Origin of the sequence: Streptomyces apocyni, from assembly GCF_009739465.1 — a bacterium.
Lineage (GTDB): Bacteria > Actinomycetota > Actinomycetes > Streptomycetales > Streptomycetaceae > Streptomyces > Streptomyces apocyni.
On the sequence record NZ_WHOM01000078.1, the window covers coordinates 473,689 to 496,061 of the forward strand.

The 22,373-nt window shown below is 68.1% G+C and carries 17 protein-coding genes; 5 read left to right on the top strand and 12 right to left on the bottom strand.

Features of this window, described 5'->3' with window-relative positions; genetic code table 11:
• Positions 1-101: 101 nt before the first annotated feature.
• From GCN81_RS30775 to GCN81_RS30795, 5 genes are all read right to left on the bottom strand, one after another.
• Complete coding sequence (locus tag GCN81_RS30775) at positions 102-1,085, bottom strand: hypothetical protein (RefSeq protein ID WP_156727813.1); 984 nt, start codon at positions 1,083-1,085, stop codon at positions 102-104.
• A complete protein-coding gene (sigM, locus tag GCN81_RS30780; RefSeq protein WP_156727814.1) occupies positions 1,082-1,822 on the bottom strand; it encodes an RNA polymerase sigma factor SigM in 741 nt (246 codons plus the stop codon). The genes GCN81_RS30775 and sigM overlap by 4 nt, the downstream gene beginning before the upstream one ends.
• Positions 1,823-1,849: 27 nt before the next feature.
• Positions 1,850-3,592 carry a protein kinase family protein gene (locus GCN81_RS30785; protein ID WP_156727815.1) on the bottom strand — a complete coding sequence of 581 codons (1,743 nt, stop codon included), beginning with the start codon at positions 3,590-3,592 and terminating at the stop codon, positions 1,850-1,852.
• A 130-nt stretch (positions 3,593-3,722) separates the two neighbouring features.
• Positions 3,723-5,888 carry a murein biosynthesis integral membrane protein MurJ gene (murJ, locus tag GCN81_RS30790; protein WP_156727816.1) on the bottom strand — a complete coding sequence of 722 codons (2,166 nt, stop codon included), beginning with the start codon at positions 5,886-5,888 and terminating at the stop codon, positions 3,723-3,725.
• Between the two features lie 48 nt (positions 5,889-5,936).
• Complete coding sequence (locus GCN81_RS30795) at positions 5,937-8,231, bottom strand: DUF6049 family protein (protein ID WP_156727817.1); 2,295 nt, start codon at positions 8,229-8,231, stop codon at positions 5,937-5,939.
• Positions 8,232-8,395: 164 nt separating this feature from the next.
• Here GCN81_RS30795 and GCN81_RS30800 point away from each other — a divergent pair, with 164 nt between their 5' ends.
• Positions 8,396-9,838: a CCA tRNA nucleotidyltransferase gene (locus GCN81_RS30800; protein ID WP_156727818.1), complete on the top strand. Its 1,443-nt coding sequence runs from the start codon at positions 8,396-8,398 to the stop codon at positions 9,836-9,838.
• A gap of 103 nt (positions 9,839-9,941) precedes the next feature.
• On the opposite strand, the gene GCN81_RS30805 is transcribed toward GCN81_RS30800, so the two are convergent.
• The 4 genes from GCN81_RS30805 to GCN81_RS30820 form a co-directional block, all read right to left on the bottom strand.
• Positions 9,942-10,361 carry an LppU/SCO3897 family protein gene (locus tag GCN81_RS30805; protein WP_156727819.1) on the bottom strand — a complete coding sequence of 140 codons (420 nt, stop codon included), beginning with the start codon at positions 10,359-10,361 and terminating at the stop codon, positions 9,942-9,944.
• A 112-nt stretch (positions 10,362-10,473) separates the two neighbouring features.
• The gene (locus GCN81_RS30810) at positions 10,474-11,730 is read right to left on the bottom strand and encodes an MFS transporter (RefSeq protein WP_156727820.1); all 1,257 of its coding nucleotides are present in this window, start codon (positions 11,728-11,730) and stop codon (positions 10,474-10,476) included.
• Between the two features lie 75 nt (positions 11,731-11,805).
• Positions 11,806-12,888, bottom strand: a complete 1,083-nt coding sequence (locus GCN81_RS30815; protein ID WP_156727821.1) for an inositol-3-phosphate synthase — start codon at positions 12,886-12,888, stop codon at positions 11,806-11,808.
• A 52-nt stretch (positions 12,889-12,940) separates the two neighbouring features.
• Positions 12,941-13,621, bottom strand: a complete 681-nt coding sequence (locus tag GCN81_RS30820) for a PadR family transcriptional regulator (protein ID WP_156727822.1) — start codon at positions 13,619-13,621, stop codon at positions 12,941-12,943.
• 381 nt (positions 13,622-14,002) lie between these two features.
• On the opposite strand from GCN81_RS30820, the gene GCN81_RS30825 reads away from it, so the two are divergent.
• Together GCN81_RS30825 and GCN81_RS30830 are read left to right on the top strand one after the other, a co-directional pair.
• Complete coding sequence (locus GCN81_RS30825) at positions 14,003-16,798, top strand: transglycosylase domain-containing protein (RefSeq protein ID WP_156727823.1); 2,796 nt, start codon at positions 14,003-14,005, stop codon at positions 16,796-16,798.
• 91 nt (positions 16,799-16,889) lie between these two features.
• Entirely contained in the window at positions 16,890-18,419 is a 1,530-nt protein-coding gene (locus GCN81_RS30830) for a glycosyltransferase family 87 protein (protein WP_156727824.1), read from the top strand.
• A 28-nt stretch (positions 18,420-18,447) separates the two neighbouring features.
• Here GCN81_RS30830 and GCN81_RS30835 read toward each other — a convergent pair whose 3' ends face one another.
• The 3 genes from GCN81_RS30835 to GCN81_RS30845 all read right to left on the bottom strand — a co-directional run bounded on the left by GCN81_RS30835 (position 18,448) and on the right by GCN81_RS30845 (position 21,101).
• Positions 18,448-19,479: an alanine racemase gene (locus GCN81_RS30835; RefSeq protein ID WP_156727825.1), complete on the bottom strand. Its 1,032-nt coding sequence runs from the start codon at positions 19,477-19,479 to the stop codon at positions 18,448-18,450.
• Positions 19,480-19,541: 62 nt separating this feature from the next.
• The gene (locus GCN81_RS30840) at positions 19,542-20,660 is read right to left on the bottom strand and encodes a lipid II:glycine glycyltransferase FemX (RefSeq protein WP_156727826.1); all 1,119 of its coding nucleotides are present in this window, start codon (positions 20,658-20,660) and stop codon (positions 19,542-19,544) included.
• Between the two features lie 123 nt (positions 20,661-20,783).
• Positions 20,784-21,101 carry a hypothetical protein gene (locus GCN81_RS30845; RefSeq protein ID WP_156727827.1) on the bottom strand — a complete coding sequence of 106 codons (318 nt, stop codon included), beginning with the start codon at positions 21,099-21,101 and terminating at the stop codon, positions 20,784-20,786.
• Between the two features lie 263 nt (positions 21,102-21,364).
• On the opposite strand from GCN81_RS30845, the gene rpsF reads away from it, so the two are divergent.
• Together rpsF and GCN81_RS30855 are read left to right on the top strand one after the other, a co-directional pair.
• The gene (rpsF, locus tag GCN81_RS30850) at positions 21,365-21,655 is read left to right on the top strand and encodes a 30S ribosomal protein S6 (RefSeq protein ID WP_006604399.1); all 291 of its coding nucleotides are present in this window, start codon (positions 21,365-21,367) and stop codon (positions 21,653-21,655) included.
• A 74-nt stretch (positions 21,656-21,729) separates the two neighbouring features.
• Positions 21,730-22,326: a single-stranded DNA-binding protein gene (locus GCN81_RS30855; protein WP_156727828.1), complete on the top strand. Its 597-nt coding sequence runs from the start codon at positions 21,730-21,732 to the stop codon at positions 22,324-22,326.
• Positions 22,327-22,373 lie beyond the last annotated feature (47 nt).

Genomic DNA, 22,373 nt, shown 5'->3' on the forward strand with positions numbered 1-22,373 from the left:
GATTCCTCGTCTCTGCGGACTGCCTATGCCTCGGGAGGAGCCCCGTCTCAGGACTCTCACACCACCCAACGGATACTACGGGGCCTGCATTCCCGGAGCTGTCAGCGGCGAGGGTAGGAGCGATTCAGCAGTACTTCCCCCTTGGACGTGGAGCCCTGGTTGGCGCAGGACGCGTCGACGACGTAGGCCGAGACATGTGAGGCGTCAGACACATGGGTCAGAACGACAAGGTACGCCTTGGTGCCCTCGTAGGTGCCTCGCTCGGCGGCGAGAGGAGTGTCCGCCCGGCCAATGCCCCGCTGGACGCACTCCGGCACCTCCGGTCCGGACTCTCGCATCGGTGAGTTTGGGGAACGACCTCCAGACTCGGTGGAGAAGCCCGATGCGGTGGAAGGAGCGGAGTCCATATCCAGCCCGCGCCCCTGGGCAAGCAGGGCGGCCACCTGATCGCCCAGATCGTTCCCGGAGAAGGATTCTTTCCCCGCTGCTGACTCCGCCTGGCCCGACGCCTGTGCGCCGACGTCCTGCCGTGTGTCACGGCCGCCGGGCTGGAGCAGCAGAGCCCCCAGACCGATGACCGCGACGGTGGCGACAGCGCTGAGTGCGGCGGTGGCTACCGTGCGGCGGTGTCGGCGCGGCCCGGGCCGCTGCCGCCCGGGGCCGTGGGCGGCTCGTGGGTGTCCCGTCGGCCGACTCGGCGCGCCGTCCGAGGACGAGGAAGCGCTGCCCGATGCGGCGCGAGGTGGCGCGGCTTGTGTTTCACGTGAAACACGAGGAGCGGTCCCCTGGGCGGTACGGGTGGCTTCCGGCGCCGTGGCCCCTGGTGCTGTCGCGTTCAGCAGCGCCTCAGCGGCCAGCGCCGCGTCGATGCGGCCCGAGATATCCGCGGGCATGCGCGGCGGGCCAGGCAGTGTGCCGAGCAGGCCACGGATCTCCTCCAGCGAGCCATGGACATCGGCGCACAGGGCACAGCCGTCGAGATGGTGCCGTACGTCGACGGCACGGGACGGGGAAAGCAGATCTTCGGTGAGGTCGGAGAGTTCCGATACCTCGGGGTGCTCGGCCGCGTCGGGCGTGGATGTCACGCTCGCCCACCTCCGCCCTTCACGGCAGTTGAATCGCCTGGTCCGGTGTCCTGCGGCCCGATGTCGCGTGGACCTGCTGCCGGTGGGACGGATGTCCCCTGCGTCCGGTTCCTTCCCGCGTCAGGTCTGGTTACGCCGACACTGCCCCGGTTGGTCTCTCCGTTGTCCGTGCGCAGATGGCTGAGGAGCGGCAGCAGCCGGGCTCTGCCGCGTGCGCAGCGGCTCTTCACCGTGCCGGTGGGGATGTCGAGCACCTGAGCGGCCTCGGCTACGGGATAGCCCTGCATGTCCACCAGTACCAGCGCGGCCCGCTGGTCGGCTGGCAGGGTATTCATCGCCTGAATCAGCTCACGGTGCAGATCGTGGCGTTCCGCCGGTGCGGAGGCCGACTCGTGCGGTTCGAGGAGCTGGTCCAGGCGCTCTGGGTCGTCCACCGGCGAGGTCTTACGGGAAGCGGCCTTACGGGCCCGGTCCAGGCAGGCGTTGACGGTGATCCGGTGCAGCCAGGTAGTGACGGCGGACTGTCCGCGGAAGGTATGGGCGGCCCGGTAGGCGGAGACGAGCGCGTCCTGTACCGCGTCCGCGGCCTCTTCCCGGTCTCCCAGGGTGCGCAGCGCCACCGCCCACAGGCGGTCGCGGTGGCGCCGTACCAGCTCACCGAAGGCATCCGGGTCTCCGGCGACATGGTCGGCCAGGAGGTCCTGGTCGCTTCTCTCGCCGCGTGTGGCGTCGTCCACCCCGCGCCCCTCCCCCCAGTGTGCCGATCAGCCCTTGAGCTTCACGTCCGTGATGGCCTGCTTGTATCCCGCACCGCTGTACCCGTCCTTGGGCGAATGAGGTACGTCGGTGAGCCAGACCAGAACATAGCGGGTGGTGACCGCTTCCTTGGCTTTGATCTTCAGTGTGGTCGAGGAGGTCGTAGCCGTCCCGATCGCCTTCATCGACGTCACCGACGCGGAAGGCGACAGCGAGTCCGGGGCGTAGAGCGAGGCGGTGGTGCGGTCCCCGCCGTACCGGAGCCCTATGGACGCGGCTGAGACGTCCTGTGCGGAGCCGAGGTCGTAGATGATCCCGACCCCGTCCTTGTACGGCGCGAGCTGGGGACCGTCCACATATCTCTTGGTTCGCCAATACGTATCGCTGCGGTCGTCGTAGGTCGCCCCGACGTTGGCGGCGTTCTGGGCGGGGCCGTCCGGGGAGTACTCCTGGGCACCCGTGATGGTGATCAGCTGTGGGCTGTCTTCCTTGTCCTTGTTCGTGCCCTCTTTGCCACCGGGCTTGTCGTTCTCGGCCTCGTTCGGCTGGGTACTGGTGCCTGGGTCGTTACCAGGCTTGTCGCGGTCCATCAGGGCGTCAGCCAGCTGCCAGCTGCCCAGGCCGAGTGCCGCGATGAGCAGCGCGGCCACGGCCCACTTCAGCGCCTTGCCGGTACGGCCCTGGAGCGGGGCGGGCGGCACCGGCTGGGTCAGCTCCTGCTGGGTCGGCTGACGCCGATAGGTGCCCTGCTGGTAGGTCGTGCGCTGGTACTCGGGCGGGGCCGTGAAGACGGGCTCCGGGCGGCGGATGCGGGGCATCTCCCCGACCGCCCTGGCGAGTTCCTCCGGGGTGGTGCAGGGGGGTTCCTGCCGGGAGGCCGTGGCGCCGTCGTTGACCAGCGCGCGCATGGCGAGTTCGGACAGGCCTCGGTGGACCCCCGCACGTACCTGGTCCGGGGCGATCAGCCCGATGTCCTTGGGGAGCCCGGCCATGCCGTAGGCGTCATCCTGATATGGCCAGCGCCGGGTCAGCGAGGCGTACAGCAGTGCGCCGATCGCCTCGGTGTCGGCGCGCTGCGGGGTGTCGGAACTGATGCCGCGCAGCGCGGCGTTCACGGCCAGGCCGCGGATGCGGTACTGGCCGGATGAGGTGCGCAGTACGGCGCTTGGGGTGAGCCGGAGATGGGCCAGCCCTTCGCGGTGCGCGGCCGCCATGGCCAACGAGACCTGGCTGACGAGCTGGTAGGCGTCGTGCGCCTCGAGCGGCCCCGAGGCGAGCACCGAGGTCAGCTCGGTGGCGTCGGGGAGCCACTCGTGCACCACGTAGACCAGGTCGTTCTCTTCGACGGCATCGAGGACCTGGACAAAGCGAGGGTCGCCGAGCAGCGCCGAGGATCGGGCCGCGGCGAGCACCGAGCGGGCGCGTGGATGGTCTGCGGGCAGCAGGTGCACCCCGACGGCGCGGCGGAGCTTCTCATCCACCGCGCGCCAGCTGCTGAATCCGTCCAGACGGGTGACGCATTCTTCGAGCCGGTAGCGCCTGGCCAGCTTGTGACCGCTGTGCAGCTCGGGTGGCTGGGCCTGTGGCCTGCTCGTTTCCGTACCGTCATCGGGCCGGTGATCCCCGCGGTCCGATGACGTGTCCTGTTTCTGGGGCGCCCCGTCGGCCGTGGGCTGGTCTGCTTTGGCGGTCGGTGACTCACCATTGCTCCCTGCTGCCACGTCGACGGCAGCCGTGCTCCGTTCCGCCACCGTCGTTCCTGCCTCCCCATCCGTTGCGCTCTGTACGACGCCAAGGCCAATTGTGCCCACACTCTGCCGTCATGCACGACACGCGGAGGCCGGTGATGGTTGTGCGGGCTCAGCCGGACTGCCGCCTCGTTCAGCGCCCGAGGCGTCCGCGGACCATCCCGACCAGCGCGTTCATTTCCTCGATCCGCAGTCGCCGCGCCGCGACGAAGAAGACGCCAAGCAGCACGATCCCGCCGCCGATCAGAGCGGCGATCGAGCCAAGAGCACCCTGGCCGAGTGCCTGGGTGATCGCGTACGCGGTGCCGCCGCCGAGGAGGGCGGCGGGGACCGAGGCGAGGCCGAGCCGTGCGTACGTACGCAGTACGTGTCCGCCGTCCAGGTTCCCGTCCAGCCGCTTGCTCAGCCGCCGCCAGGCGACTCCCACGCCGATCGCGTAGGCGAGGCCGTAGGACGCGGCCATACCGGCGACCGCCCACCGGGCCGGAAGCAGGTAGAAGCAGAGCACTGCGGCAGCGGCGTTGACGGCCGCGACGATGACCGTGTTGTAGAAGGGGGTGCGGGTGTCTTCATAAGCGTAGAAGGCACGCAGCACGACGTACTGCACGGAGTAGGGGATCAGGCCGAGGCTGAAGGCCATCAGCATGAAGCCCATGTTCGTGGCGCTGGCGGCGCCCGAGCCGCCGAAGATCAGAGTGCACATCGGGATGCCGAGTGCGACGAACCCGAAGGCGATCGGGACGATGGCGACCGCGGTGTTGCGCAGACCCTGGGAGATGTCGTCGCGGACGGCGCCGGTGTCGCCGTCGTGGGCCGAGCGCGACAGCCGGGGCAGCAGGGCGGCCATCAGTGAGACGGTGATGATGGCCTGGGGCAGCATCCAGATCAGCTGGGCGTTGGCGTAGGCGGCGAAGCCGGTGCCGTCGATGCCGGGAGGGGTGTTGTCGCCCGCGGCGGTGGCCAATTGGATGACGAAGATGGCGCCGGCCTGGTTGGCCAGGACGAAGAGCACGGTCCATTTGGCCAGCTTCGCGGCCTTGCCGAGGCCGTGGCCCTTCCAGTCGAAGCGCGGCCGGATCTTGAATCCGGTCTCCCGCAGGTAGGGGATCATCGCGAGGCCCTGCACGACAATGCCGAGGAGGATGCCGATACCGAGCAGGCGCTCGGCCTCCGGCGGGAGGGTCCCGGCGGTCATGTCCGTGCTCGCGTGGGTGCCGTACACCCAGATGAAGGTGCCGAGGGTGAAGATGATGACGATGTTGTTGAGGACGGGGGTCCACATCATCGGGCCGAACGAGCCGCGGGCGTTGAGGATCTGCCCCATCACCACATGGACGCCCATGAAGAAGATCGAGGGCAGGAAGTAGCGGACGAAGGTGATCGCGACGTCGTTGGCCGCCGGGTCGTTGGCGACCGACACGGAAAGCATGCGGACGAAGAGCGGCGCCGCGAACATCGCCGCCACGGTGAGCGCGCCCAGCACCACCATGACGACCGTCAGCAGCCGGTTGGCGTAGGCCTGGCCGCCGTCGCTGTCGTTCTTCATGGCGCGGACCAGCTGCGGTACGAAGACCGAGTTCAGACCGCCGCCGACGGTCAGGATGTAGATCATCGTCGGCAGCTGGTAGGCGACCTGGAAGGTGTCGCCGAGGAGGCCGACGCCCAGCGCCGCGACGATCAGCGCGGAGCGGATGAAGCCGGTGAGGCGGGAGACCATCGTGCCCGCGGCCATCACCGCGCTGGACTTCAGCAGGCTGGAGGCGCGGCCACCCGAGCTCTTCTTCGGGGCGGGCGGGGGCGGCGGAGTCGGCGCGGGGATGACGGGGGGTTCGCTGGGCGGACGGGTGCCGTTGCCCTGCTGGTCCCGGAAGAGGTGGGCGAAGGCGTCCGGCTCGTGCCGCTCCTCGCTGGCCTCGGTCACCAGGTCGTCCACACCGACGAACTGTGTCGTCCGGGCGTCGTCGCCGTACGGCAGGTGGCGGGACGGGCCGTCGGGTTCGGGCGGTGGGGTCTGGGCCCACAGGCGCGGGTCGGGCGCGTGCGGCGGTGCGGGCGGTTGCCCGTAGGTCGGCTGCGGCTCCGCGTAGGTGCCAGGGGGCGGCGGAGGGTGCGCGGCGCGGTCGTAGAGGGCCTCGGCTACCGGGTCCTGTGCGGCGAGGTCCTGCGCGCGGTACGGGTCCTGGTCGTAGGCGTCCTGGACGTACGCATCCGGGGTGGGCTGCTGCGGCGGGACCTGCTGACCCGCCGGATCGCCACCGGTACCGCCCTGGCCGCGGTCACCGTCGTACGGCGCGTTCATGCTTACCCCACCTCATCGGGTCCCACGGCCCACCGGCCACGTCGTCGCTCAACGGTCCACTCTCTCACCCGTGCCGGACGGGTCGGTGCTTTCCGGAGCGGTGTCCGGCGCCGTGTTCCCGCCATCCTCGTCGTCCCTGTCCGCATCGTCAGCGGCCTGGAGGGCTGCCGCGCGCTTGCGCTGGGTGTACATCCGGAATCCGGCGAGGACCAGCAGCAGAACCCCGCCCGCGATGACCAGCATGACCGCCGGGGGCACCTGGGTGACTCTCACGTCGAAGCGGATCTCCGGGCCGTAGGGCTCGCCGTCCGCGGTGTAGAGCTGGGCGACTACCGGGACCGGCCCGTTGGCGTTGGCCTGCGTGGTGAACTTCACCGACTGGCTGTGCTCGCCAGAGACCTTGATTGGCTGCTCGTCGTAGGGGCCATCACTGATCTTGAGCCGGGTCGGTTTCGTCGAGGTGAGGCGCAGCCGCAGATCCTCGACGCCCTGCACCAGGTTGTTCTGGACCGTCACCGGGATGGTCGCGCTGCGGCCGGAGAGCTTCGCCTCCGACTTCTCGATCAGCTTCACCTGCTGGGTGAGCCCGTCGAGGTACCCCTGCACGCCCGCGCGGTAACGCTCTGCTTCCTTGGCCTGGCCGCGCCAGGACGTCGACATCTCCCGGTCGATCGCCCGTCCGAAGGGGGTGACCACACGCTCCGGCCTGCTGAGGATGACCTTGAACTTGTCCAGGATCTTCTTGGTGCTCCGGATGGCGAGGAACGCGTCCTCAGGCAGCTCCTGCTTGCGCAGCGCGGACGGGTAGGAGCGGGTGCTCGGCACCTGGGTCGTGGCGTCCGGGTCAGGCTTGGCCTCGGCCGCCGAGACCAGGTCGTCCGCCTGTGACCATGCGCTGTCGTCGAGTGCGCGCAGGGCCTTGGCCATCGACTGGGCCTGGCTGACGGACGGCATGCGCTGCGGGGCGACGACGACGCTGCGCTGCTTCTTCGGGGCCTGCAGGTTGATCATGTGGCTCTGGGCCAGGAATCTCTGCACGGCGCGCGTGGAGTTCTGGGCCGTGGTCATATCGCCCTGAAACGCGGTCGACAGCCGGGCGTCGGCGACCACGGCCGTTGTGCCGCCGCCGATCGGCCGGGCCGCTGTCGGCGTATACCGCAGGCCGCGGGTCTCGCGCAGGCTGTCGCTGCGGGCGATCACTGTGCGGGCCCCCGCCGAGGTGGCGACATCGACGATGGAGGGGTCGACCGCACCCTCCGCCGGCCAGGAGAAATCCGTGCTCGGGTCGACGTGCAGCACCGTCTGGACGGTTTTCGCGGCCGCGTCGGTGGCGTCCTGGAGATGGCTGAGCGAGCCCGAGACGCGCTTGCCCTGATGAGCCAGCGAGGCGAGGTCGGGATCGGCGAAAGGCAGTGCCACGACCTCCTTGTCCTGCACGGCCTCTTCGAGGTTGTTCAGCCACTGCTTGGCGACGGCCTGGTTCTTGCCCGCGACCGGCGTGCCATCAGGGCCCATGACCTGGTAGCTCTCCCGCATCGCGTCGACGGAGGCGAGCAGGTCGGGATCGATCACCCAGGTCACGGGGAGATCGCGGCCCAGGGACAGCAGCTGCTCAAGGCGGCCGCCGGGGGAGATCTCCTTGGCCAGGGTGTCGTCCGAGAAGACCGGCGCCTGCTGTTCTCCAGGACCGGTCTCCGCCGTGAGATGCGTGCGGGAGATGAGTGGCCAGAGGAACGTCGTCTTGGTCTTCTCGCTCGCGTCAGACGGCTGCCAGGGCAGGACGGTGCGCTCGATCCCCAGAATCTGGTCGTACTGCTGACCGCCCGTCCGGCCGGAGAGCGTGACACCCAGCTGGTAGACACCGGCGGAGTTCAGGTCCAGTTCATCGACGGGGATCGAGAGCGAGAAGCGCTGGGAAACCCCGGGGACCAGCTTGTCGAACTCCTCGACGTACTTGCCGTCGACCTCGTTGCCGGTGATCTGCTGGAGGGAGTCGCTGTTCTTCATGGCCTGATCGATGGCCCTGCGGCCGGTCATCACCGGACCCACCCGCAGGGTGGCCTCGGCGGCGGTGACCGGCTGCTTACCCTCGTTGGTGATCTTGCCGGAGATGGTGAGGGTGTCGGCCTCGGTGGGGACGCTGGGGCTGAAGGAGTCCACGGAGACATCGACGGTGCCGTTGCTGGCCTTGGCGGTGACCGGCGCGGCCTGCGCGGAGGGGCCCGTCGGCAGCTGGAGCAGACCGGCCAGCAGCGGGGCTCCGACGAGCAGGATTGTGGCGCGCCGCAGCCGTTGGCGGGCAGCTGAGGGAGCCATCCCTGGGAAGTCTGGCGCCTCGGCCACGCGTTCGTCCGTCCCTTGCCGTCAGTGGTCGTCGTGAGTGGTCGCTATCTGTGCGTCCCCGCATGGTAACGACCCCGGCTGGGGCGAAGTGCCGCGGACTGCTCCACATGACCAGTCGAAAACGGGGAAGCTGGGGCGGCCGAGGGCACGTACCCTTTTCTGTTGTGCCGAACGCCAACGAAGACATCCCCAGCGCCCTGAGCCAGGTGCAGCGCCGAGCGGTGAGCGAACTGCTGCGTGTGTCCCCTGTCGCCGACGATCTTGCCCGCCACTTCCAGGAGGCCGGGTTCTCTCTTGCCCTGGTCGGTGGCTCCGTCAGGGACGCGCTACTCGGACGGCTCGGGAACGACCTGGACTTCACGACGGACGCCCGCCCCGAGGACGTACTGAAGATCGTCCGGCCCTGGGCGGACGCGGTGTGGGAGGTCGGGATCGCCTTCGGCACGGTGGGCTGCCAAAAGGATGGGTACCAGCTTGAAGTCACGACGTACCGTTCCGAGGCGTACGACCGGACCTCACGCAAGCCCGAGGTGTCCTACGGCGACTCCATCGAGGACGATCTCGTCCGCCGGGACTTCACCGTCAACGCCATGGCCGTAGCGCTGCCGGAGAAGCACTTCATTGACCCACACGGCGGGCTCGGGGACCTCGAGGCGGGGGCGCTGCGGACACCCAGCACTCCCGAGGAGTCCTTCTCGGACGACCCGCTGCGGATGATGCGGGCCGCGCGCTTCGCCGCCCAGCTCGACTTCCAGGTGGCCCCGGAGGTCGTCGCCGCGATGAAGGCGATGGCGGAGCGCATCGAGATCGTCTCGGCCGAGCGGGTCCGTGACGAACTGAACAAGCTGGTCCTCTCCGCCCACCCGCGCACGGGCCTCGCGCTGCTCGTCGACACGGGCCTCGCCGAGCGGGTGCTGCCGGAGCTTCCCGCGCTGCGTCTGACGAGCGACGAGCACCACCGGCACAAGGACGTCTACGAGCACTCGCTGACCGTTCTGGAGCAGGCGATCGCCCTGGAGGACGACGGCCCCGATCTGACGCTGCGGCTCGCCGCGCTGCTCCATGACATCGGCAAGCCCAGGACACGGCGCTTCGAGAAGGACGGCGGGGTCTCCTTCCATCACCACGAGGTGGTGGGTGCGAAGATGACCAAGAAGCGGATGACCGCGCTCAAGTACTCCAACGATCTCGTGAAGGACGTCTCACGCCTGGTCGAGCTGCATCTGCGCTTCCACGGCTACGGGACCGGTGAGTGGACGGACTCCGCGGTACGCCGCTACGTCCGTGACGCGGGGCCGATGCTGGACCGCCTGCACAAGCTCACCCGTTCTGACTGCACGACGCGCAACAAGCGGAAGGCCAGCGCGCTGTCCCGTGCCTATGACGGCCTGGAGGAGCGCATCGCACGACTCCAGGAGCAGGAGGAACTGGACTCCATCCGCCCCGACCTGGACGGCAACGAGATCATGAAGGTGCTGAACGTGGGCCCGGGACCGGTGATCGGCCAGGCGTACAAGTTCCTGCTGGAGCTGAGGCTGGAGAACGGGCCGATGGAGCGCGACGCGGCGGTCGCCGCGCTCAAGGAGTGGTGGGCGGCACAGAGCTGATCCCAGAGCGGCGGGGGCGTGTTTCACGTGAAACACACCCCCGCCGCGTCTACGCCGTGGGGCGGTGTTTCACGTGAAACACCGCCCCACTCGCGTGATCGCTTTACGCCTTGCCGAGGCACAGCACGAACGAGTCGCTGCCTTCCTTCCAGGTGATGGCAGCGACATTGCCCTCGATGGACTGGCAGGAGAGCGCGATGCCGCTGTCCTTCTTCTCCAGGACCTTGTACTCGGCATCGGAGCCGCCGCAGTCGACCTTCTTGATGTCGGGCTTCGTGTTGGAGCCCTCGTTCTTCAGGCAGTCCCCAGCGGCCAGTTTGGTGGTGTCGTCGCTGAGCAGCGTACGGACGCCGAACAGGAGCCCGACAGCGACGAGCGAGCCGACCACGAAGATGATGACCTTCTTGCCGACGCTCCGGCTCGGGGTCGGCTGCGCCGGCGGAGCGCCGGGGAAGGGCTGCTGAGGGTCACCCTGCGGGGCCTGGTTGAACGGGTTCTGGCCCTGGGGCTGCGGAGTAGTCACTGGGGGTCCCCTTGGAACGTGGGTTCGGTGGCGCGTAATTGACGCCCGTAAGCTACCGGTCCCCAGTGGCCACACTGAAGCCAGAAGAGGCTCTGTGGCACTGATGTGACACTTACTGCGTCTCAGAACGGGCTATAGCGGCAGCAATCGCTGCGTAGAGAACCGCGACGGCGATGACCAGCGGAGCCGAACGCCCGTCGGAGGGCAGCATCAGCGCGGCCACCCCGGCGGCAGCCACGAAGGCGACGTTGAACAGCACGTCGTAGAGGGAAAAAATCCGGCCACGGAAGCCGTCGTCGATCGAGGACTGCACCGTCGTGTCCGTGGCGATCTTCGCGCCTTGGGTGACCAGCCCCAGCACGAACGCGGCGATCAGTATCGGGACCAGGGCGAAGGACAGCCCGAGCGCCGGTTCCAGTACGGCCGCGGCGCCCGCGCACACGGCCATCCAGCCGCTGCGCCCAAACCTCTCCACAGCCCAGGGCGTCACCACGGCCGCCGCGAAGAACCCCGCTCCCGAGAACCCGACCGCGAGGCCGAGCAGGGCGAGCCCCTCGGCCTCGGTAGACGACCAGGCGTACCGGCACAGCATCAGCACCATGACCGTCAGCGCGCCGTAGCAGAAGCGCATCGCCGTCATGGCCGCCATCGCCCGGGCGGCGGGGCGCCGCTCCAGGAGATGCCGTATCCCGTCCGCCAGGCCCTGCGCCGTGGAGACGATCGCCGCCCAGAGCCGCGGCTGCACCAGCGCGGGGTCCGGGCCGAGCAGCCCACGCGGGATACGCAGCGCGGCGAGCGCCGAGCAGAGATAGAGCATCGCACCGAGCAGCATCACCACGGTGTTGGAACCCGAAGCCACCACCTGCACCGCGAAGGCGAGGCCACCGCCCGCCGTGGCGGCCAGGGTCCCGGCCGTCGGCGACAGGGAGTTGGCCATCACGAGCCGGTCCGGATCGACCACGCGCGGCAGTGCGGCGGAGAGACCGGCCAGGACGAACCGGTTGACCGCCGTGACGCACAGGGCCGAGGTGTAGAAGATCCAGTCCGGCACACCGCCCAGGATCAGCAGGGCGGTGCCGCTCGCGAGCAGAGCCCGCAGCAGGTTCCCGTACAGAAAGACCTCCCGCCGCGGCCAGCGGTCGAGGAGGACGCCCGCGAAGGGTCCGACGAAGGAGTAGGGGAGCAGCAGTACGGCCATGGCGGAGGCGATCTCCACCGGCGAGGTCTGCCTCTCCGGGGTGAAGACGACGTACGTCGCGAGCGCGACCTGGTAGACCCCGTCCGCCGACTGTGACAGCAGCCGTACCGCCAGCAGGCGCCTGAAGTCGCGAAACCGCAGCAGAACACGCAGATCACGAACGACAGGCATGAGGCGTAGCCTCACACAACGCACGGGCCCCCGGGTGCATTTACCCGGGGGCCCGCGTTCACGACGTGGCAGCGCTTAGCGCTCGACCTCGCCCTTGATGAACTTCTCGACGTTTTCGAAGGCCTCGTCGTCGAAGTACTGCACCGGCGGGGACTTCATGAAGTACGAGGACGCGGAGAGGATCGGGCCGCCGATGCCACGGTCCTTGGCGATCTTCGCGGCGCGCAGCGCGTCGATGATGACACCCGCGGAGTTCGGCGAGTCCCACACCTCGAGCTTGTACTCCAGGTTCAGCGGGACGTCACCGAAGGCGCGGCCCTCGAGGCGGACGTACGCCCACTTGCGGTCGTCCAGCCAGGCCACGTAGTCCGACGGACCGATGTGGACGTTCTTGTCGCCCATGTCGCGGTCGGGGATCTGCGAGGTGACGGCCTGCGTCTTGGAGATCTTCTTGGACTCGAGGCGGTCGCGCTCGAGCATGTTCTTGAAGTCCATGTTGCCGCCGACGTTGAGCTGCATGGTGCGCTCAAGACGGACGCCGCGGTCCTCGAACAGCTTCGCCATGACGCGGTGCGTGATGGTGGCGCCGACCTGGGACTTGATGTCGTCACCGACGATCGGGACGCCCGCCTCGGTGAACTTGTCCGCCCACTCCTTGGTGCCGGCGATGAAGACCGGGAGGGCGTTGACGAAGGCGACCTTGGCGTCGATCGCGCACTGCGCGTAGAACTTCGCCGCGTCCTCGGAGCCGACGGGCAGGTAGCAGACGAGAACGTCGACCTGCTTGTCCTTGAGGACCTGGACGATGTCCACCGGGGCCTCGGAGGACTCCTCGATGGTCTGGCGGTAGTACAGGCCCAGACCGTCGTGGGTGTGCCCACGCTGCACCTGCACGCCGGTGTTCGGCACGTCGCAGATCTTGATGGTGTTGTTCTCGCTGGCGCCGATGGCGTCCGCGAGGTCAAGACCGACCTTCTTCGCGTCCACATCGAAGGCGGCGACGAACTCGACGTCGCGTACGTGGTAGTCGCCGAACTGGACGTGCATAAGGCCCGGGACCTTGCCGTCCGGGTCGGCGTCCTTGTAGTACTCGACGCCCTGCACCAGCGAGGCGGCGCAGTTGCCCACGCCGACGATGGCTACACGAACCGAACCCATTCCGGTTGCTCCCTGTTTGTTCTCGACGAGGTCCAGCACTGATCGCTGCACCTCACTTGGTGGTGTCGTCGGACGGGTCCGGCCGGGTGCTGTCCCGGTGCCGGGGCAGGCCGCCCGTGTCTGTAGGTGTGTCCTGCTCAGCAGCGCCCGCGGCGGGGGACTGCCGCTGATCCCGCCCCGTGCGCTCGCTCTCGATGAGCTCGTTCAGCCAGCGCACTTCGCGCTCCACGGACTCCATCCCGTGCCGCTGTAGCTCAAGGGTGTAGTCGTCCAGCCGCTCCCGGGTCCTGGCCAGGGAGGCGCGCATTTTCTCCAGGCGCTCTTCGAGCCGACTCCTACGGCCCTCGAGCACCCGCATCCGTACGTCGCGCGAGGTCTGGCCGAAGAAGGCGAAGCGTGCGGCGAAGTGCTCGTCCTCGTAAGCGTCGGGGCCGGTCTGCGAGAGAAGCTCCTCGAAACGCTCCTTGCCTTCCGCCGTCAACCTGTAGACGATCTTGGCGCGGCGGCCGGTGAGGGGCGTGGCGTGGGCTTCGTCCGGTGTGTTGCTCGGTTCCTCGATCAACCAGCCGTTGGCGACCAGCGTCTTGAGGCACGGGTAGAGGGTCCCGTAGCTGAAGGCGCGGAACACTCCCAGAGATGTATTGAGACGTTTCCGCAGCTCATAGCCGTGCATCGGGGATTCACGCAGCAGGCCGAGGACAGCGAACTCAAGGATGCCGGAGCGTCTGCTCATCCTTCGCCACCTCTCTGCGTCGGTGTCCCGATGGCTGTTATGTCGTGCTGATGTATCGACTCGATACATCAGCACGATAGAGCGGTCACGAGGATGGGACAAGAGGGGGCACGGTGAACGGCGTCACATCACCGATTCATAGGGGGCGAGTTGCCTGTTTTGGGGTGACCTTCCGCCCTAGGTGCGTTTTGACCGTGCGTAGTCTGTGCTCCATGCAGACCATCGGGAGCCATGTGACGCCAGAGGGCGGCCGTGCGCTGACGTACCGGGATGCAGTACGGGTGAGCCCGGGGAGGGGCCCACACGTACATCGGGGGGACCGGAAAACACCTGCCGCTTCCAGGTGCGCGTCGCCGCACCTGCCCGAGGAGTAGTCGTTCGATGAGCGAGCACCGTCGCAAACCGTCGCCGCCGCAGGGCGGCGGGCGTGCCGCGGCCAGGCGCGGCGCCCCAGAGGCGCCATCCGGCCGACGTGCCGCGCCGCGGAGCGCTACAGGATCGCCCTCCGGTTCGTACGAGCCATCTGGCTCATACGGTTCGTCTGGCGATGACCGTCCGCACGGCGGCCGGGCCGAGGCCCGCCGCGCCGCGCAGCGCGGTGGCGGAGGCCGCCGCGGCGGCGGACCGCCCGGTCCGGGGCGTGGCAGGGGACGCGGGGGCGCTGAACCCCCGAAGAAGCGGTTCATCGACTACCCGCGCGCGGGTAAGTACGGATGGCGCAGGTTCGTCCCGTCGTGGAAGCAGGTGACGGGTACCTTCGTCGGCTTCATCGGGATGCTGGTCGCTGCCGCAGGTATCGGGTACGCGATCGTGGACGTGCCCAACGTGCAGAAGTCGGCCACCGCGCAGAACAACGTCTTCTACTGGGCCGATGGCAAGCAGATGGTCGCCACGGGCGGTGAGTTCAACCGTCAGATCATCCCCTACGCCAAGATCCCCGTAGAGATGCGGAACGCCGTCATCTCGGCCGAGAACAAGACGTTCGAGGACGACAAGGGCATCGACCCCATGGGAATCGGCCGTGCCCTCTTCAACATGGCGAAGGGTGGCAACACCCAGGGTGGTTCGACAATCACCCAGCAGTACGTCAAGAACTCGAGGCTGTCCCAGGAGCAGACGCTTAGCCGGAAGTTCGAGGAGCTCTTCATCTCCATCAAGGTCGGCGCGAAGCTGCCGAAGGAAGAGATCATGGCTGGGTACCTCAACACCGCGTACTACGGACGTGGTGCTTACGGTATTCAGGCAGCCGCCCGCGCTTACTTCGACAAGCCCGCCGACGAACTGAACGCGAGTCAGTGCGCCCTGCTCGCGGCGGTCCTCAAGGGCGCCACCTACTACGACCCCGCCGGTAACCCGGAGATCGATCCGGTCGGAGCCGCCCCGGAGAAGAACCGGGAGAGGGCCGAGAAGCGCTGGGCGTGGATTCTCGACGAAGAGGTCAAGGACGGCCGCCTCTCGGCCGCCGAGAGGGCGGAGTACAAGACGTTCCCCGAGGTGCGCAACGGCCGGAGTAACACCCAGCTGGGTGGGCAGATCGGGTACCTCGTCAACCTCGCCAAGGCCTACGTCATCAACAACACGGACCTCACCAGCGAGGATCTGACGAAGGGCGGCTACGAGATCCACACGACCTTCGATCGGAAGAAGGTCAACGAGCTCGAGAAGGCCGTCTCGAAGGTCATCAAGAAGAACATCGACGAAAAGGCCCGTCCGGACCTGGACACTCACGTCCAGTTCGGTGGTGCCTCCGTGGACCCGAAGACCGGTGCGATCCTCGCCACCTATGGCGGCGAGGACTACGGCACGCACTTCACCAACAACGCTGACACCACGGGTGCCCAGGTCGGATCGACGTTCAAGCCGTTCGTCCTGGCCGCCGCGATGCGGGACGGCGTCCGGGACCCGGACGGCCCTCCGGACCAGCCCGCGTCCGAGCGAACCCCGGTCTCACCGAAGAGCCTCTACAACGGCAAGAACGACCTGAAGATCAAGAACTACGACGGTTCGATCTGGCAGAACGAAGACGGCGAACAGTGGCGGCAGAGGAACGACGGCAGCCAGTCTTACGGTGAGCCGCCGGACTACGAGGTCGACCTTCGGGAAGCCATGCAGCACTCCGTGAACTCGCCGTTCGTGCAGCTCGGCATGGACGTCGGCATCAGCAAGGTGCGCAAGGCGGCGATCGACGCGGGGCTGCACGAGGACGGTCTCACCAAGGGTGAGGTGCCCTCGGTGGCGCTCGGCGTCGACTCCCCCAGCGCGATCCGGATGGCTGGTGCCTATGGCACCTTCGCCGCGAGCGGCAAGCAGAACGATCCGTACTCGGTCCAAGAGGTCAAGCACGAAGGCAAGCTGGTCTACAGGCACGAGCTTGAGACGGGAAGCGGCATCGAGCGGGCTGTGGCGGACAACGTCACCGACGTCCTGAAGAACGTCGTGGAGAACGGCACCGGCAAGAACGCCCGGCTACCTGGCCGCGATGTGGCGGGCAAGACCGGCACCACCGACGGCAACAAGTCGGCCTGGTTCGTCGGCTACACCCCGCAGCTGTCCACGGCCATCAGCATGTACCGGCTCAACGACGACGAGAAGGCCAAGAACCGGCAGTTCCTGGAGATGTTCGGCACGGGTGGTGAGAAGAAGATCCACGGCGCCTCATTCCCGTCCGTCATCTGGAAGGACTACATGACGCAGGCGCTTAAGGGTGAGAAGAAGCTGCGGTTCCCCGAGCCGGAGCCGATCGGCAAGAAGGTCTACGGCGGCGGGCTGGAGAGCCCCACGCCGACTCCGACCCCGACTGAGGAGCCGGAGGAGCCGGAGGAGACCGAGGAGCCCAGCCCGACACCGGACGAGCCGGAGCCCACGGAGACCGAACCGGAGGAGCCAGAACCCACCGAGACCTGCAAGCCGAACGACTGGAAGTGCCACGTAAGCGGAGGGACGACCGGGGGTGAGACGACGGACGGCGGGACCAGCGACGGCGGAACGACCGACGGTGGGACCACCGAAGGCGGCACCACGGACGGCGGGACCACGGAGAGCGGCGGCCTCACGGACGGCGGGACCTCGGACGGCACGACCTCGGACGGCGGGACCACCGAGGGCGGCGAGACGGACAGCGGAGGTAACGGAAACGGCGATGGAGGAGGAGGCTGGGTGGCCGGCAGAACCGGCTAGTCCGGCTCCGACGACGCGTTTCACGTGAAACAACGGCCGCCGCACCACACGGTGCGGCGGCCTGCGCTATCTCCCAGGTGTATGCGGCAGGATGAGCCCCATGACGACGAGCAGGACGAGCCCGGGCGCACCGCACTCAGACGTGGTGCTGCCGACGCGGCAGGACGAGGTCGCCGCGGCGGGCAGCGAGCTGATCGGCGGGCCGGCCGGGAAGCGGGCCCTGCACGGCCGGAGCTGGTGGACTCCCGTACGCGTCATCGCTCTGGTCGCCATCGGCATGTTCGCCCTGGGCATGGTGCAGAAGCTGCCCTGCTACAACGGCGCATGGTTCTTCGGCGCCGGGGCGCAGTACACCCACGCCTGCTACTCCGACATCCCGCACCTCTTCGTGGGACGCGGCTTCGCCGACGGGCTGGTGCCGTACTTCGAGGAGTTGTCCGGCAGCCACCAGTACCTCGAGTACCCGGTGCTGACCGGTCTGTTCATGGAGGTCGCGTCCTGGTTCGTCCCGGACGGCGGCACCCTCCAGTACCGCGAACAGATCTACTGGCTGGTCAACTCCGGGATGCTGATGGTCTGCGCGGTGGTCATCGCCGTCTGCGTCGCGCGTACCCACCGTCGCCGCCCCTGGGACGGCCTGCTCGTCGCTCTCGCACCCGCCTTCGCGCTCACCGCCACCATCAACTGGGACCTGCTCGCCCTCGCGCTCACGGCCGCCGCGATGCTCATGTGGTCGCGTGAGCGGCCCCTGGCCTTCGGTGTGCTGCTCGGACTGGCGACCGCGGCCAAGCTCTATCCCTTCCTGCTGCTCGGTCCCCTGTTCGTGCTGTGCTGGCGGGCCGGGAAGTGGCGGGAGTTCGGAATCGCCGCGGCCGGCGCGGTCAGCTCCTGGCTCGTGGTGAACCTGCCCGTGATGCTGCTCGCCCCGGACGGGTGGAAGGAGTTCTACACCTTCAGCCGGGAGCGGGGGACGGACTTCGGTTCGTTCTGGCTCATCCTCCAGCAGCGGATGGACAGCCCCCTCGCCACGGACACGGTGAACAACCTCGCTACCGCGCTGATGCTCCTGGTGTGTCTGGGCGTCGCCGCGCTCGCGCTGGCCGCGCCGCGCAGGCCGCGGTTCGCTCAGCTGGCGCTGTTGATCGTGGCGGCGTTCATCCTCACCAACAAGGTCTACTCACCGCAGTACGTACTGTGGCTGATCCCGCTCGCCGTACTGGCCAGGCCTCGATGGCGGGACTTCCTGATCTGGCAGGCCTGCGAGGGCATGTACTTCCTGGGCATCTGGATGTACCTCGCGTACACGACGAGCGGCGACAAGCACCAGGGCCTTCCGGAGGAGGGCTACCAGCTGGTGATCGCCATTCACCTGCTGGGCACGCTCTACCTGTGTGCTGTCGTCGTACGCGACATCCTGATGCCGGAGCGGGACGTCGTCAGACGGGACGGCTCCGACGACCCGTCGGGCGGTGTCCTGGACGGGGCGGCGGATGTCTTCGCTCTCGGCCAGCCGGGGCCCTCACCGCACCACGCCACGGCCGCTCAGGGTCCCCCCGGGGCCTCCGTCGCGTGGGGCACGGACGAGGTCCAGCGGAAGACGCCGGGCAACGCGGGACCCTGAGAGCCTGAGCGAGCGGGCGCCGCCGGGCTCAGCGGTCGACCATGCGGTCGAACTGCGTGGTGGTGTGCCGAAGATGGGCCACCAGCTCATCGCCGACCTTCGGCTCCGGCGCGTCCCCGGGCACGAAGAGGATCGACACCTGCATGTGCGGCGGCTCCGCGAACCAGCGCTGCTTGTCGGCCCAGACGAACGGCGCCAGATTGCGGTTGACGGTCGCCAGGCCCGCCCGGGCGACGCCCTTGGCCCGCGGCATCACGCCGTGCAGCGCCTTGGGCGCTTCCAGGCCGACGCCGTGCGACGTACCTCCCGCGACCACCACCAGGTAGCCGTCCGACGCGGCCTTCTGCTGGCGATAGCCGAAGCGCTCGCCCTTGGTCACCCGGGTGACGTCCAGGACCGAGCCGCGGTACTGGGTCGCGTCGTGGTCGCCGAGCCACAGCCGCGTACCGATACGCACCCGGAAGCGGGTCTGCGGGAACTGCTGCCGGAGACGGCCGAGCTCCTCGGCGGAGAGGTGGCTGACGAACATGGTGTGCAGCGGAAGCTGAGCCGCACGCAGGCGTTCCATCCAGGCGATGACCTCCTCGACCGCGTCCGAGCCGTCGGCCCGGTCCAGCGGCAGATGGATGCCGAAGCCCTCCAGGCGTACGTCCTCGATGGCCGACCGCAGTTCGGGCAGGTCCTGCTCGCTGACGCCGTGCCGCTTCATCGAGCTCATGACCTCGATGACCACGCGCGCGCCGACCAGACCGTGCACGCCGTCCACGGAGGACACCGAACGGATCACGCGGTCGGGCAGAGGAACCGGCTCCTCACCCCGCCGGAACGGGGTCAGGACCAGCAGGTCGCCGCCGAACCAGTCCTTGATGCGAGCGGCTTCGTAGGTGGTGCCGACGGCGAGCGTGTCGGCGCCCAGTTGGGTCGCCTCTTCGGCCAGCCGCTCATGCCCGAAGCCGTATCCGTTGCCCTTGCAGACGGGGATGATCCCCGGGAACTGTTCGAACACATGCTTGTGATGTGCTCGCCAGCGGGCGGTGTCGACATAAAGCGTGAGCGCCATGGCCGGTCCCGGAACCTTTCTCGTCTCTGCGGTGTATCGAAGTGAAGGGAAGCTGACGCGCGTCAGCGACGCGACATGTACATGTCGAGTGCCTTGTGTAGCACCTTGTTGAGCGGGAAGTCCCACTCCCCGACGTACTCGACGGCCTCGCCGCCGGTGCCGACCTTGAACTGAATCAAGCCAAAGAGGTGATCGGTCTCGTCCAGCGAGTCGGAGATGCCGCGCAGGTCGTACACGCTCGCGCCGAGTGCGTAGGCGTCGCGGAGCATGCGCCACTGCATGGCGTTGGAGGGCCGTACCTCGCGCTTGTGATTGACCGACGCGCCGTAGGAGTACCAGACATGGCTGCCGACGGTGATCATCGTGGCGGCAGCCAGCGGCTCGCCCTCGTGCTTGGCGATGTAGAGCCGCATCCGGTTGGGGTCTTCGGCGTTGAGCGCCGTCCACTGCCGCTGGAAGTAACTGAGCGGCCGTGGCCGGAACCTGTCGCGCTCAGCGGTGACCTCGTACAGCTCCTGCCACACCGGAAGGTCGTTGTAGCCGCCCTGGACGACCTCGACACCGGACTTCTCCGCCTTCTTGATGTTGCGGCGCCACAATTGGTTGAAGCCCTTTTGGACGTCGTCGAGCGCGCGGCCCGCGAGGGGCACCTGGAACACGTAGCGCGGCTGTACGTCACCGAAGCCAGCCCCGCCGTCCTCGCCCTGCTGCCAGCCCATCTTGCGGAGCCGGTCGGCCACCTCGAAGGCGCGCGGCTCGATGACATCCGCCTCGATGTCCCGCAGTCGCTTGACCTCCGGGTCCTGGATGCCCTTCTTGATCGTCGGCGCCTGCCAGCGGCGGATGACGACCGGCGGGCCCATCTTCACGGAGAAGGCGCCCTGCTGCTTCAGATGCGCCAGCATCGGCTTCAGCCAGTCATCGAGGTTCGGGGCGTGCCAGTTGATGACCGGGCCCTCGGGGAGATAGGCGAGGTACCGCTTGATCTTGGGCAACTGGCGATAGAGCACCAGCCCGGCCCCGACCAGCTCGCCGTTCTTGTCGAACCAGCCAAGGCTCTCGGAACGCCATTCGTTCTTGACGTTCGCCCACGCCGGGACCTGGCAGTGGCTCGCCGAGGGCAGGCTCTGGATGTACGCCAGATGCTGCTCTTGGCTGATGGTCCTCAGGGTCAGGCTCATGCGGGGCGCTCCTCGGCAGGTGTGTCCCCATGGGGCAGGGGCTCCGGCTCTCGCGCCGAAGCCTACTGCGCCTGGGGAGCGCCCCGACTGGCCACCCGGAGGTAGGCCCGGACGCCGCCTCCGCTAGAAGCCGATCACGCCGCCGAAGAGGCCGCCATGCGCCATGCCGAGGTAGAAGCCGACAGCGGAGGCTCCCAGTCCGAGGATCAGCCCGAAGCGCTCCCGGGTTGTCTCGGAGATGAACTGCCCGTAGCCGCCCGCGAGGATGCCGATGAGGCCCGTCCAGGACGTGAGCAGGTGCAGGGAGTGGAACATCGACGTGATCAACGCCGTAGCACCCAGCACCAGCGTGATGGCCAGCAGCGTGTCCTGCAGGCGATGGGGTTTGCCGTCCGTGGCGAGCAGCGAACCGGTGATGTTGGGTCGTATTGCCTGTGCCATGAGTGGCACCTCCTGGCGAAAGAGCGCATCGTAGCGCCGTCGACACCCGATGTGTCCAGATTGCCCCTCCTGACCACCGGATTTCAACCGGAAGCGCCCGGCGGGTAGTCTGTACCGTCTGCACCGGTGTCTGCCCAGGCCACAAGGTCACCTTCGCTCGCGAGGGTCGACTGTCAGTGGTGGCCGATACCGTTGCGTACGCATAACAACCCTCCTGCCACGGAACGACCGTGGCCGCTGAGTCCAAAGGAGGTGGGTTCCACATGCGTCACTACGAGGTGATGGTCATCCTCGACCCCGATCTCGAAGAGCGTGCTGTCTCTCCGCTGATCGAGAACTTCCTCTCCGTCGTCCGTGAGGGCAACGGAAAGGTCGAGAAGGTCGACACCTGGGGCCGTCGTCGGCTCTCGTACGAGATCAAGAAGAAGCCCGAGGGCATCTACTCGGTCATCGACCTGCAGGCCGAGCCTGCGGTCGTCAAGGAGCTCGACCGCCAGATGAACCTGAACGAGTCGGTCCTCCGGACCAAGGTCCTCCGTCCCGAGACTCACTGAGCTTTCCCGCTCAGCGGAGTCCGGGAATCGAGTAGCAGCAAGCAGCCAGCAGCAACCCGCCGAGAGGTTCCCCCATGGCAGGCGAGACCGTCATCACGATCGTCGGCAACCTTGTCGATGATCCCGAGCTGCGCTTCACCCCCTCCGGTGCGGCGGTCGCGAAGTTCCGTGTCGCGTCCACTCCCCGCATCTTCGACAAGCAGACCAATGAGTGGAAGGACGGCGAAGGCCTGTTCCTCACCTGCTCGGTCTGGCGTCAGGCGGCGGAGAACGTCGCGGAGTCGCTTCAGCGAGGCATGCGCGTCATCGTGCAGGGCCGTCTGAAGCAGCGGTCCTACGAGGACCGTGAGGGCGTCAAGCGCACGGTCTACGAGCTGGACGTCGAGGAAGTCGGCGCCAGCCTCAAGACCGCCACGGCCAAGGTCACCAAGACCACGGGCCGAGGCGGCCAGGGTGGTTACGGCGGCGGTGGCGGCGGCCAGCAGGGCGGCGGCAACTGGGGCGGAGGCTCTGGTGGCGGTCAGCAGCAGGGTGGCGGGGCAGCTCCCGCCAGTGACCCCTGGGGACCCGGTACGCCGGCCGGTGGCGGCCAGCAGGGCGGCGGCGGTGGCGGCTGGGGCGGAAGCTCCGGTGGCTCCGGCGGCGGCTACTCGGACGAGCCCCCCTTCTAGCTCCGGCTGGTTCCAGGGCTGGGCTCGCACCCACACTTCTTGATCAC